This is a genomic window from Enemella dayhoffiae (assembly GCF_002250625.1).
In the GTDB taxonomy this organism is placed as follows: domain Bacteria; phylum Actinomycetota; class Actinomycetes; order Propionibacteriales; family Propionibacteriaceae; genus Enemella; species Enemella dayhoffiae.
Window position 1 is genome coordinate 220,392 of the sequence record NZ_NMVQ01000012.1, and the last position, 12,359, is coordinate 232,750.

The following is a 12,359-nucleotide window of genomic DNA, read 5'->3' on the forward strand; positions in this document are numbered from 1 at the left end:
GCGGGCTCACCACCCAGCGACCCGTGAACCCACCCGGCGAACCGCGCAGGGTTCGCTTCATGGCCACAGGATTCGGTGGATGGCAGTTGGGGCACCATCACTCCTGGAGTGTCAGGCCGCCTTGTACGCCGAAGCCGCGCGCTCGGCAGCCAGGAACCCGCGGCGAAACTGGTCCACGTCACCCAGCTCGGAAGCGATCCAGCGAATCACCCACCAACCCTGACCGCGGAGGCGGGACTCCCGGATGCGCTCACGCCGGAGCACGTCTGTGAGCGTCTCGTTGGGCTGCAGCAGACGCCCATATTTGGTCATGCCGTCGTACTCTCCAACGAGTCCGAGATCCGGCCACCCGAAGTCGGGGAACAGAGTGTTCCCATCCTCGAGGGGCACAGCAAACTGACAACGAGGAATCGGGAGCCCGGCCAGGAGAATCGTCGCGCGGCAGCGGGACTCCCCGGCTGACTCGGGCGCTGGATCCCCGAGCTCGATCAGTCGACGCGCTTGTCGATTACCCGGATGTCGGGTCAGCCGCGAGAACAGGCTCAGTCGAGACACTCCCCTTGCGAGAGCGGCGTCCACCACCGCCAGCCCGTCGCGAAACGGCAAGGTCCGCGCGAGATCCACCGTGGTCCGCTCCAGGCTGGTGCACGGAAGTCCTTCCACTCGCGCCCGATCCCTTGTCGGGATTCTCGCGCGATGATGCACTGCAGTTCGGGTACGCCGACCGGCCCCACTCCCCTCCCTCAGCAGGTGCACCCGCCCCAGCCCCAGCGTCGGCACGGGAAGCCCGTGCAGTACGCCGGCGCTCAGCTGGCTGAAGATCGTGCCATCGTCCAGCTCGGGCGCGGCAGCCACCACCGCCGCCAGATGCCGGATCTCCTGTAACCCCGGCACATACCGGCCGGGCCCAAGTCGGTGTTCACGGTGAGGATCCTGCGGCGACACCGCCGCCCTTCGCCCGCCAGGCTCGTCGACCTCGGCGACGGGCACTTCCGATTGTTGGCCAACCTCGAGGTAGTGGCCCCGTCGAAGGCGGACGAGCTGCTCGGTGCGGACCCGCCGTCGGATGTCGCCGGGCCCCACGCCCAGCCCCATCAGCTCCTTGGTTGTCAGTGTTCGTGGGAGGTCCACGAGAGTTCTCCGATCGTTCCGGGCGCCACCGTGCACGCCGGCTGACTGCGATCCAGCGAACGCACCCGGCACCCAACGAACCCTCCAGGGGTAGGTGGATGTTGCGAAGGCTCGCTGGATCGCACGGACAGGGTTCGCTCAGTGGGCGAACGGTTCGCTGAATGGCCGAAGCCGGAATGCTCACGGTTCGCTGGATGGCCGACGCGAGGCCCACACGGTTCGCTAAATGGCCGAAGCCGGAATGCTCACAGTTCGCTGGATGGCCGACGCGAGGCCCACACGGTTCGCTGAATGGCCGAAGCCGGAATGCTCACACGGTTAGCTGGATGGCCACAACCTGGCCATCCAGCGAGGTTCAGGCCTCGTCGTGGTGACCGAGCACCTCATCGAGGGCCTGGCTGGCGATGCCGGCGCCGAAACCGCGGCGGGCCAACGCTCCGGCGATCCGCCGGCGCTGTACAACCGGTTCGAGACTCTGCACGGACCGGAACTTCTTCTGGGCCAGGGCGAGGGCTGCGGCGTACTCGTCGTCGGGGCTGACCTCGGCGACGGCCTCGCTGATCTGCTCGCGGTCCACGCCCTTGCGCTGAAGTTCCTGGCGTAGAGCGGTGCGGGACAGGTGGCGGCGCTGCTGCCGCGATTCGACCCAGGCTTCGGCGAAGCGGCTGTCGTCGACCAGCCCGACCTGCTCCATCCGGTCGAGCACGGCGGCAGCGGCGTCGCCGGGGATGTTCTTGCGGCGCAGGATTTCCGCCAGCTCGTGCCGGCTGCGGGCCTGCATGGTCAGCTGGCGCAGCACGATTTGGCGCGCCACCTCCTCGGGGTCGGCGTCGGGACCGCCCACCGGCGCGCCACCAGTGGTGCCCGACGCGTCGCGCCGGGCCCCACCGGTGCGGCGGGTCAGAAGGCGACCTCGCCGGTCACCGGATCGACATCCTCCGGCACCTCGGAACTGGCGCCGATGCCCATCTTGTCCTTGATCCTGCGCTCGATCTCGTTGGCGACGTCGGGGTTGTTGCGCAGGTAGTTGCGAGCGTTCTCCTTGCCCTGCCCGAGCTGGTCAGCCTCGTAGGTGAACCAGGCACCGGCCTTGCGGATGATGCCCTGATCGACACCCATGTCGATCAGGCTGCCCTCGCGGGAAATCCCCATTCCATAGAGGATGTCGAACTCGGCCTGCTTGAACGGCGGAGCCACCTTGTTCTTGACCACCTTGACCCGGGTCCGGTTGCCGACCATCTCCTGGCCGTCCTTGAGGGTCTCGATCCGGCGTACGTCCAGACGGACCGAGGAGTAGAACTTCAGCGCCCGACCGCCGGTGGTGGTCTCGGGCGAGCCGAACATCACGCCGATCTTCTCGCGGAGCTGGTTGATGAAGATCGCGGTGGTGCCGGAGCCGCTCAGCGCGCCGGTCATCTTCCGCAGCGCCTGGCTCATCAGCCGGGCCTGCAGACCCACGTGCGAGTCGCCCATCTCGCCCTCGATCTCGGCGCGCGGGGTGAGCGCGGCCACCGAGTCGATCACGATCAGGTCGAGCGCCCCCGAACGGACCAGCATGTCGGCGATCTCGAGCGCCTGCTCACCGTTGTCGGGCTGGGAGACCAGCAGCGAATCGGTGTCCACACCGAGCCGCTTGGCGTATTCCGGGTCGAGCGCGTGCTCGGCGTCAATGAACGCGCAGATGCCGCCGGCCGCCTGGGCGTTGGCGATCGCGTGCAACGCGACCGTGGTCTTACCGCTGGACTCAGGGCCGTAGATCTCCACCACACGACCGCGGGGCAGACCGCCGATGCCGAGCGCCACGTCCAGCGCGATCGAACCGGTCGGGATGATCTCCATGGGCTGAGCGGTCTGCTCGCCCAGGCGCATCACCGAGCCCTTGCCGTGCTGCTTGTCGATCTGGGCCAGTGCCGCCTCGAGTGCCTTGGTGCGATCTGCCACAGCCATGCTGGTTTCCTTTCTGGGCCGGACCAGGTCCGGATCGGGTGAGTCGTCACTGCCACGTTAAGGACCACCACTGACAATCGTTCGGCGACGGGCCCGGACCTGTGGACAGTGCTCCAGGTCGTTCCAACTCGGTGGATAACCTACCGAACATCTGTTCGAACGCAACGCGCCACGCCCGTGTGTCGAACCTTCGCCGCGAACCGCCGCGAACCGCCGCGGAACCGGGCCGACGAACCAGGCCGACGAACCTCAGCGATCCCGCGCCGGCAGCTCCAGCGCGGCCCACACGGCCCGCCAGATCGTCTTGCACGGCACACCGGCGGCAAGCGCTTCGGTCACCGTGCGCCCACCCAGCTCGGCCAGACTCGTCTGCTGCGCCCAGACCTGGGCGTACGCCTGCCCCAGGTGCTGCCCCATCCGGGCCCACAGTTCCGTCTCGCGCACCGCGCCAGTCTAGGAGGTCACGGCAGCAGCCCGACACGCCGCGCGGCGACGACCTCCTCCCACCGCGAACCCGCCTTCTCCGGTCAGGGTCGCGGCGATCCGGTTCAACTCCTCGGGCAGCCCCGGCTCGGCACAGCCGGCGGCCAGATTGCGCAGCTGCGCGAACGCGTCACGGACCGCCTCCGTATCGGCCGCCTCCCTCGCCTCCTCGGCCCGGACGCTGACCCGGACACCCCTCGGCCTGCTGCTCGGCCAGCGCATCCTGCACGGCCCGCTGCTGCCCGAGCTCGCGCCCGGCGTCCGCGGCGACCTGTAGCACCCGATCACCGACCGCCTGGCTGTACCGAGTGGCGGCCTAGATCACCGTCCGGATCCGGCCGCCGACAACCACCGGTACAGCCAGCACTCCACTCACCTGTTCGGCGGTGCCGGCGCGTTCCTGCCCGAGGCCTTCGACACCCGCTATCGCTACACCGGCGCCGGGATGGCCTACAACCTGGCAGGCGTGCTCGGCGGCGGATCACTCCCCTGGTGGCCGCCGGGCTGAGCACGGGCTGGCACATCGGTGTGATGCTCGCCGGGATCGGGGTCTTCTCGCTGTTCTGCATCGTGTTGATGGCCGAGACCCGGCACCGCGCGATGCACCACTGACCAGACCGGGGTACGCCCGGCCCAGACGGCGTCGCGTTCTGAGCGCGACCGCTGTCGGAGCCACCTGCCATCATGGCGTCCATGGATCCGCTCGCCGGCTTCTCGCCGCCCGTACGCGAGTGGTTCGGCAATTCCTTCGCCGAGCCGACCGAGGCCCAGACCGACGCCTGGCGCGCGATCACCGCCGGCGAACACGCGCTGGTGGTGGCGCCCACCGGCTCCGGCAAGACCCTGGCCGCCTTCCTGGCCGCCCTGGACGACCTGGTCACCGATCCCCCGGCGCCCGGCGACGGCTGCCGGGTGCTCTATGTGTCGCCGCTCAAGGCGCTGGCCGTCGACGTGGAGCGCAACCTGCGCGCCCCCTTGCGCGGCATCTCCCGGGCCGCCTCGCGGCTCGGCCTGACCGAGCCCGAGGTGCGGGTCGGCGTACGCTCCGGGGACACCTCACCCACCGACCGCCGCCGGTTGCAGGCGAAACCGCCGGACATCCTGATCACCACCCCTGAGTCGCTGTTCCTGATGCTCACCTCGGCCGCCCGGGAAACCCTGGCCGGGGTGCGCACGGTGATCCTGGACGAGGTGCACGTGCTCGCCGGCACCAAGCGCGGCGCCCATCTCGCGCTCTCCCTGGAACGCCTCGCCGAGCTGACCGAGCGGCCCTTCCAGCGGATCGGGCTGTCCGCGACCGTACGCCCGCCGGAGCGGGTCGCCGAGTTCCTCTGCGCCAGCGCACCGGTTCGTCTGGTGCTGCCGGCCTCGACCAAACGTTGGGACCTGCAGGTCGTCGTGCCGGTGGAGGACATGGCCGATCCGGGCGCGGGCAGCGACACCGCCGAGCGACGGTCGATGTGGCCGCACCTGACCGATCAGATCCTCGACGAGGTGCTGTCGCACCGTTCCACGATCGTGTTCACCAACTCCCGCCGGATCGCCGAGCGGCTCACCGCCCAGCTCAACGAGGCGTACGCCGAACGGCTCGGCGAGCAGGTCCCCCGCGAGGTCGCCAGCCCGGCCTCGGTGATCGCGCAATCCGGTGCCAGCAAGGGATTCGACGGCACCGACGAGCAGGTGCCGGTGATCGCCAAGGCCCATCACGGGTCGGTGTCGAAGGAGCAGCGGGCCATCGTCGAGGACGACCTCAAGTCGGGTCGGCTGCGGTGCGTGGTGGCCACCTCGTCGTTGGAGCTGGGCATCGACATGGGTGCCGTCGACGCCGTGGTCCAGGTCGAGTCACCGCCCTCGGTGGCCAGCGGGCTGCAACGGGTCGGGCGGGCCGGACACCAGGTCGGTGCGATCTCCCGCGGGTTGTTCCTGCCCGCCCATCGCGGTGACCTGGTCGAGACCGCGTGCGTGGTGGACCGGATGCGCACAGGGTTGATCGAGGAGGTCGCCGAGCTGCGCAACCCGCTCGACGTGCTGGCCCAGCAGGTGGTCGCGATCTGTGCGGGGGAAGAGATCGCGGTCTCCGACCTGTTCACAATGGTACGCCGCAGCGCCCCCTTCGCGACCCTGCCGCGCAGCGCCTTCGACGGGGTGCTCGACATGCTCGCCGGCCGCTACCCGAGTGAGGAGTTCGCCGAGCTGCGACCCCGGTTGACCTGGGATCGGGAGCGCGACGTGCTGATCGGCCGCCCCGGCGCCCAACGGCTCGCCGTCACCTCCGGCGGCACCATCCCCGACCGCGGCCTGTTCGGGGTGTTCCTGGTCGGCGGCGACCAGGGGGGCGGGCCCGGCCGGCGGGTCGGTGAGCTGGACGAGGAGATGGTCTACGAGTCGCGGGTCGGTGACGTGTTCACCCTCGGCACCACGGCTTGGCGGATCGAGGCGATCACCCACGACCAGGTGCAGGTCTCCCCCGCCGGCGGCCAACCCGGTCGGTTGCCGTTCTGGAAGGGTGACACCCCCGGTCGACCGCTCGAGCTGGGGCTGGCCCAGGGAGCGCTGGTCCGCGAGCTCGCCGGCAGCAGTGAGGCGGCCACCGATCGACTGGCCGAGATCGGCCTGGATCCTCGCGCAGGCGACAATCTCGTCCGCTACCTGGCCGAGCAGCGCGAGGCGACCGGCGCGGTGCCGACCGACACCACCGTGGTGCTGGAGCGCTTCCGTGACGAGCTCGGCGACTGGCAGGTGTGCCTGCACGCCGGCCTCGGTACGCCGGTGCTGGCCCCGTGGGCGCTGGCGATCGGCCACCAGGCCCGGCAGCGGCTCGGGGTCGAGGTGCACGCCACGGCCACCAACGACGGGATCGTGATCCGGGTGCCCGACTCCGACGGGGCCCCGCCCGGTGCCGAGCTGGTGGTGATCGAGCCCGAGGAGGTGGAGTCGATAGTCACCCACGAGGTGACCGGATCGGCGCTGTTCGCCTCCCGGTTCCGCGAGTGCGCGGCGCGGGCACTGCTGCTGCCGCGCCGCGACCCGCGCGCCCGCTCTCCGCTGTGGCAGCAGCGCATGCGAGCGGCCCAGCTGTTGGAGGTGGCGGCCGGGCACCCCGATTTCCCGATCGTGCTGGAGACCGTGCGCGAGTGCCTGCACGACGTGTTCGACCTGCCCGGATTGCTCGCCCTGCAACGAAAGGTGGCCGCCCGCCAGATCCGCGTGGTCGAGGTGGAGACCCCGCGCGCCTCGCCGATGGCCCGATCCCTGCTGTTCGGCTATGTCGGGGAGTTCGTCTATGAGGGCGACAGTCCGCTCGCCGAGCGGCGGGCGGCGGCGCTCACCCTGGACAGCGGGCTGCTGGCCGAGCTGCTCGGCACCGACGCGCTGCGACAGGTGCTCGATCCGGCCGTGATCGCCGAGGTGACCAGCGAGCTGCAGTGGCTGGCGCCGCACCGCCGGGCCACCAGCACCGAGGCCGTGTTCGATCAGCTGCGCACGATCGGCCCGCTGTCGGCCGCCGAGGTGGTCGCCAGATGCGTCGACGGGGTCGCCGATGCCGCGCTGGCCGAGCTGCAGCGCCAGCGCCGGGTGGTGGCGGTGCGGATCGCCGGTGAGGAGCGGCTGGCGGTGGTGGAGGATCTTCCCCGCCTGGCCGACGCCCTGGGCGTACCGGCTCCGCCGGGGTTCGGAGTGACCACGGCCGAGGGCGAGCCGCTGACCGACCTGGTGCTGCGCTGGGCGCGCTGCCACGGGCCGTTCACCGAGCGCGAGCTGGCGGCCCGGCTGGGGCTCGGGGTGGCCGTGGTCGCGGCGGAGCTGCGTACGATGACCGCCCGCGGCACGCTGGTCCGCGGCCGGTTCGACAGCGACGCCGAGGGCGAGCAGTGGTGCCACCACCGGGTGCTGGGGCTGATCCGCCGGCGTACCCTGGCCGCCCTGCGTGCGGCGGTGGAGCCGGTCGAACAGGCCACCTTCGGCCGCTTCCTGCCCGCCTGGCAGGGCGTCGGCGGGGAGGCCCGCGGGATCGACGGCGTCGCCCAGGCCCTCGACCAGCTGGCCGGGGCCGCCGTGCCCGCGTCGATGCTGGAGACGATGGTGCTGCCGGCCCGGGTGAGCGACTATGCCCCGTCGATGCTGGATGAGCTGCTCACCGCCGGCGAGTTCAGCTGGACCGGTGACGGGGCGATTGGCGCAAACGACGGCTGGGTGCGGTTCTGGCCCGCCGACCTGGCCATCCCGCCGGCCGACACCGCCGACCTGTCCCCGCTGGCCGGCACGCTGCGGGAGCGGCTGGAGCGCGGCGGCGGCTGGTTCTTCGACGACCTGGTGCACGCCGACCACTCGCGCGCGGACTGGGAGCAGGCGTTGTGGGAGCTGGTGTGGGCCGGCCGGGCACGGGCCGACACCTTCGCGCCCGTGCGGGCGCGGGCGGCGTCCGGGGCGATGCGGTCGACGCGTACGCCGCGGGTGCGGTCCCGTTCGTGGATGCTGCGCGCCTCGCGCCGCCAGCTCCGCGTGCCCGCCGCCCCGAGCACGGTCGGCCGCTGGTCGGCCACTCCCACCGAACCTGACGCCGCGGAGCGGGCGGCGACCGAACGACTGGTGCTGCAGCTGGACCGCTATGGCGTGCTCACCCGCGGCAGCGTGCTCGCCGAGCAGCCGGGTGGCTCCTTCGGACCGAGCTATCGGGCGCTGGCCCGGCTCGAGGAGAGCGGGCAGTGCCTGCGCGGCTATTTCATCGACGGCCTCGGCGCGGCCCAGTTCGCCACCGCGGCAACGGTGGACCGGCTGCGCGACCAGGGCCCGGTGGGCACCGTCGTGCTGGCCGCCAGCGACCCGGCCAACCCCTACGGTGCGGCGCTGTCATGGCCGGAGCGGGAGGGGCATCGACCCAGCCGGCGCGCCGGTTCGGTGGTGGTGCTGGTCGAGGGGCGGCTGGTGCTGCACCTCGAGCGGGGGGTTCGCACGGCACTCACCTTCGGGGGTGACGACCCGGGGCGGGATCTTGCCGCGGCGGCCGAGGGGCTGGCGGCGACGATCCGGTCCCACCGGATGCCGGGCTGCACGGTCGAGCGCGCCGACGGGGAGCACATCTTCGACCACCCGTTGCGTGCCGCGCTCGAGGCGGCCGGGTTCACGATGACCCCTCAGGGCCTGCGTCTGCGCAGCTGAGGTCGGTCAGGCCGCGGCGCGGACCTCGCGTACCGGCTGGACCGGGCGCTCGGCGATCGCCAGCTTGCCGCTGACGGTGGACAGCAACTGCGACATGGGCAGCTCAAGGGAACCACAGATGGCCGCCAACAGCTCGCTGGAGGCCTCCTTCTGCCCACGCTCCACCTCGGACAGGTAGCCCAGGCTGACCCGGGCCAGGCCGGACACCTCGCGGAGCGTGCGGCCCTGCTGGACCCGCTCCTCACGCAGGGTCTCCCCGACCAACTCACGCAAGAGCATTGGTGTGGTTCCCTCCTCGGCCATGACTTGACTCTACCCAATCGCACCGACCGCGCACAGACCCGGCACGCCCGACGGGTGCAGGCTCAACCCGCACGCCAGCAGGATTATTCCGCACCGAGCAGACAGTGCAGTCGAATCAGCGCGTCGGCCACGGCGGCCCGTCGGATCGCATCCCGGTCCCCACCGAGCGCCAGCCGTTCCGCACCGGCGCCGGGGGCCGAGCCCGCGGCGTACCAACCGCAGAAGACGGTGCCGGCGGGGTGGCCCTCCTGGATCCCCGGGCCGGCCACCCCGGTCAACGCGACCGCAACCTGGGCGCCGCACCGCGCGGCGGCTCCGGCGGCCATCGCGCGCGCGGTGTCCGGGGCCACCGCGCCCACGCGCTCCAGCAGCTCCGCGGGTACGCCGCCGAGCGAGGCCTTCAGGTCGGTGGCGTAGGTGATCAGCCCACCGCGATAGACGGTCGATGCCCCGGCCACCGCGGTCAGGGTGGCCCCGAGCAGTCCCCCGGTGAGCGACTCGGCGGTGGCGAGGGTTTGCCCGGCCGAGACGGCCGCGGCGATCACCGCACCGGCCAGCTCCGACAGCTCCGCGTCAGTCGTCGTCGCCACGCGGACCGGCGACCTGTTCACGGACGTAGTCGATCCCGGTGAACACGGTGACGATCACCGCGACGGCCATCAGGATCCAGGAGACGATCTCCGGGACCACCGCCGAGGTGATCGGCTGGCCCCACAGATAACCGGGTAGCGGCAGCAGGTACATGACCAGGGCGATCGCCTGGATGGTGGTCTTGAACTTGCCACCCTTGTTGGCCGCGAGCACGACGCCGCGGCGCAGCAGCACGAACCGCATCACGGTGATGCCCCACTCGCGGACCAGCACCAGGATGGTCACCCACCACGGCAGCTCGCCGAGCACGCTGAGCCCGATGAACGCCATGCCGGTCAGCGCCTTGTCGGCGATCGGGTCGGCGATCTTGCCGAAGTCGGTGACCAGGTTGGCGCGGCGGGCCCACCAGCCGTCGACGAAATCGGTCAGGATCGCGATCACGAACACCACCGTGGTGGCCTGGCGCCAGGCAGGGTCGCTGGGGTGGATCAGCAGCATCACCGCGAAAACCGGGACCAGCAGAATTCGGATCCCGGTGAGCACATTCGGCCCGTTCACCTGGGACACCGACCCCGGCCGGGTGGGGGTGGCTCCGGCACTCATCGCTGCGCCTCCACGATCAGGTCGACTCCTTCGCTGCCCACGACGGTACCGGACACGAGCGTCCCCACGGAGACGGTTCCGGGTTCGCCGACGAGTTCGCAGCCACCGTCGACCTCGGGGCCCTGGTGGGCGGCCCGCCCGATCGGCCGACCGCCCTCGTCGACCTCCTCGATCAGCACCCTGACCGCTTCCCCGATCCGCTCCTCGGCACGCTGGTCGACCAGCTCGGCGGCCAGGTCGGAGACGGCGGCGCGCCGCGTCTCGACCTCGTCGGCGTCGATCTTGTCCGGCAGCCCTGCCGCCTCGGTGCCGTCCTCGTCGGAATAGCCGAAGACGCCGATGGCGTCCAACCGCGCCGCGGACAGGAAGTCGGTGAGCACCTGCACGTCGGCCTCGGTCTCTCCGGGGAAGCCGAGGATCACGTTGGAGCGGATGCCGGCGGTCGGCGCCAGCGCCCGCACCTGGTCGATCAGCGCCAGGAACGAGCCCGGATCGCCGAAGCGGCGCATCCGACGCAGTACCGGGTTGCTGGCGTGCTGGAAGGACAGGTCGAAATAGGGCACCACCTTGTCGGTGCTGCAGATGGCGCGGATCAGATCGGGTCGGGTCTCGGCCGGCTGCAGATAGGAGACGCGGATCCACTCCAGCCCGTCGACCGCGGACAACTCGCCGAGCAGCTTCTCCAGACTGCGCAGGTCGCCCAGGTCCTTGCCATAGGAGGATGAGTTCTCGCTGACCAGGAACACCTCCTTGACCCCGTGCTGGACCAGCCACTCGGCCTCGGCGACGATCTCGGTGGGCCGTCGGGAGAGGTAGGCCCCGCGGAACGCCGGGATCGCGCAGAAGGCGCAGCGCCGGTCGCAGCCCGACGCCAGCTTGAGCGGCGCCATCGGCCCGCTCCCCAGTCGGCGGCGCTGCACCCGGGCCGCGGTGTTCGCGATCGATCCGGTCACCTCGGGCTCCTGAGCCTGTCCAGGGGCTGTGCCCTGAGCCGGTCGAAGCGCAGCCTGGCGCTCCACCGGGCTGAGCGGCAGCAGCGTACGCCGATCCCGCGGCACGTGGGCCTGGGGGCGTACGCCGGCAAGGATCGAGCGGAGCCGCTCGTCGATATCGGCGTACGCGTCGAAGCCGAGCACCGCGTCGGCCTCCGGCAGTTCGTCGGCGAGTTCCTTGCCGTAGCGCTCGGCCATGCAGCCCACGGCGACGACCGCCTTGGCCGAGCCGTGCTCCTTCAGGTCCGAGGCGGCCAGCAGCGTATTGATCGAATCGGCCTTGGCGGCCTCGATGAACCCGCACGTGTTCACCAGCACCGCCTCGGCATCCTCGGCCTCGTCGACCAGCCGGAACCCGCCGGCCTCGAGGCGGCCGGCGAGCTCCTCGGAGTCGACGTCATTGCGGGCGCAGCCGAGGCTGACCAGGTGAACGGGAGTGGCTTGTGTCATGACCGGACAAGCCTAGCCGGGCGACGCTGGCGGAGCGACCCACCGATCCGGACCGCTCCGCCCCGAGCAGCTCAGCGCGAGCGGCCGGTGAGGTTGGCCAACCGCTCGGTCGGGCCGGCGTCGGCGATCGGTTCGACCGCGTCGGCGAACGGAATCTCGGCACCACGCTGGGCCGGCAGCGCCCGCTGCATCACCGGCAGCAGGGTCTCGGCGAGGGCCGGGTCGGTCTCGCAGGGCTGGCCGGTGGCCACCGCCAGGTCCCAGCCGTGGACCAGGTTCTCGCTGGCCATGATTCCGATCCCGGCTGCGGCCGGCACCGTGCCGAACGGGGCGGTGATCGGCTCCCCCAGCTGGCTGGGCGACCAGTTCGCCCAGGCCTCGGCCCCGCACCGGTTCACCTCGCGGAGCTCGGCGGCGAGCCGGGCGGGGTCGACGGAGGTGAGCGGGACCATCGCCGGGGTGTCGCCGACGGCCCGGTCGGTGGCGTACGCCAGGGTGCGCTGTGCAACGCCGAACAGGTGCTCGATCAGCTGGGCGACGGTGTACTCGGTGCACGGGGTGGGTTGTTCGAGCTGATCGCGGCGGACTCCGGCGACGAGGTCGGCGACCCAGTCCTGGGCGGAGGTGAGCTGGGGGCGGAGGTCGGGGAGGTTCATGGTGGTTCCTTTCGGTGAGGTTGCCTCCACCCTCTCGCCGAAA

At 71.3% G+C, this 12,359-nt stretch carries 11 protein-coding genes; 2 read left to right on the forward strand and 9 right to left on the reverse strand.

The features are described from left to right. Nucleotides 1-111: 111 nt before the first annotated feature. The 4 genes from CGZ93_RS18380 to CGZ93_RS09040 form a co-directional block, all read right to left on the reverse strand. Nucleotides 112-1,203: a type IV toxin-antitoxin system AbiEi family antitoxin domain-containing protein gene (locus tag CGZ93_RS18380; protein ID WP_324252444.1), complete on the reverse strand. Its 1,092-nt coding sequence runs from the start codon at nucleotides 1,201-1,203 to the stop codon at nucleotides 112-114. A 283-nt stretch (nucleotides 1,204-1,486) separates the two neighbouring features. Continuing rightward, nucleotides 1,487-1,975, reverse strand: a complete 489-nt coding sequence (locus CGZ93_RS09030; protein WP_094363794.1) for a regulatory protein RecX — start codon at nucleotides 1,973-1,975, stop codon at nucleotides 1,487-1,489. 56 nt (nucleotides 1,976-2,031) lie between these two features. Then, the gene (recA, locus tag CGZ93_RS09035) at nucleotides 2,032-3,078 is read right to left on the reverse strand and encodes a recombinase RecA (protein WP_094363795.1); all 1,047 of its coding nucleotides are present in this window, start codon (nucleotides 3,076-3,078) and stop codon (nucleotides 2,032-2,034) included. A 249-nt stretch (nucleotides 3,079-3,327) separates the two neighbouring features. Continuing rightward, nucleotides 3,328-3,522 (reverse strand): DUF3046 domain-containing protein, encoded by a 195-nt coding sequence (locus CGZ93_RS09040; RefSeq protein WP_094363796.1) that lies wholly within the window; start codon nucleotides 3,520-3,522, stop codon nucleotides 3,328-3,330. Nucleotides 3,523-3,670: 148 nt separating this feature from the next. Here CGZ93_RS09040 and CGZ93_RS18895 point away from each other — a divergent pair, with 148 nt between their 5' ends. Both CGZ93_RS18895 and CGZ93_RS09045 read left to right on the forward strand, forming a co-directional pair. Next, the gene (locus CGZ93_RS18895; RefSeq protein ID WP_176451699.1) at nucleotides 3,671-3,838 is read left to right on the forward strand and encodes a hypothetical protein; all 168 of its coding nucleotides are present in this window, start codon (nucleotides 3,671-3,673) and stop codon (nucleotides 3,836-3,838) included. A gap of 416 nt (nucleotides 3,839-4,254) precedes the next feature. After that, entirely contained in the window at nucleotides 4,255-8,721 is a 4,467-nt protein-coding gene (locus CGZ93_RS09045) for an ATP-dependent helicase (protein ID WP_094363797.1), read from the forward strand. 6 nt (nucleotides 8,722-8,727) lie between these two features. Here CGZ93_RS09045 and CGZ93_RS09050 read toward each other — a convergent pair whose 3' ends face one another. The 5 genes from CGZ93_RS09050 to CGZ93_RS09070 form a co-directional block, all read right to left on the reverse strand. Further along, nucleotides 8,728-9,024 (reverse strand): helix-turn-helix domain-containing protein, encoded by a 297-nt coding sequence (locus tag CGZ93_RS09050; RefSeq protein WP_407643932.1) that lies wholly within the window; start codon nucleotides 9,022-9,024, stop codon nucleotides 8,728-8,730. Between the two features lie 83 nt (nucleotides 9,025-9,107). Then, nucleotides 9,108-9,635, reverse strand: a complete 528-nt coding sequence (locus CGZ93_RS09055) for a CinA family protein (protein ID WP_229117318.1) — start codon at nucleotides 9,633-9,635, stop codon at nucleotides 9,108-9,110. Further along, the gene (gene pgsA, locus CGZ93_RS09060) at nucleotides 9,598-10,218 is read right to left on the reverse strand and encodes a CDP-diacylglycerol--glycerol-3-phosphate 3-phosphatidyltransferase (protein ID WP_094363799.1); all 621 of its coding nucleotides are present in this window, start codon (nucleotides 10,216-10,218) and stop codon (nucleotides 9,598-9,600) included. Before pgsA ends, CGZ93_RS09055 begins: the two co-directional genes overlap by 38 nt. Further along, the gene (rimO, locus tag CGZ93_RS09065) at nucleotides 10,215-11,660 is read right to left on the reverse strand and encodes a 30S ribosomal protein S12 methylthiotransferase RimO (RefSeq protein WP_094363800.1); all 1,446 of its coding nucleotides are present in this window, start codon (nucleotides 11,658-11,660) and stop codon (nucleotides 10,215-10,217) included. The genes pgsA and rimO overlap by 4 nt, the downstream gene beginning before the upstream one ends. Nucleotides 11,661-11,731: 71 nt before the next feature. Next, complete coding sequence (locus CGZ93_RS09070; RefSeq protein ID WP_176451700.1) at nucleotides 11,732-12,316, reverse strand: TIGR03086 family metal-binding protein; 585 nt, start codon at nucleotides 12,314-12,316, stop codon at nucleotides 11,732-11,734. Nucleotides 12,317-12,359: the final 43 nt, after the last annotated feature.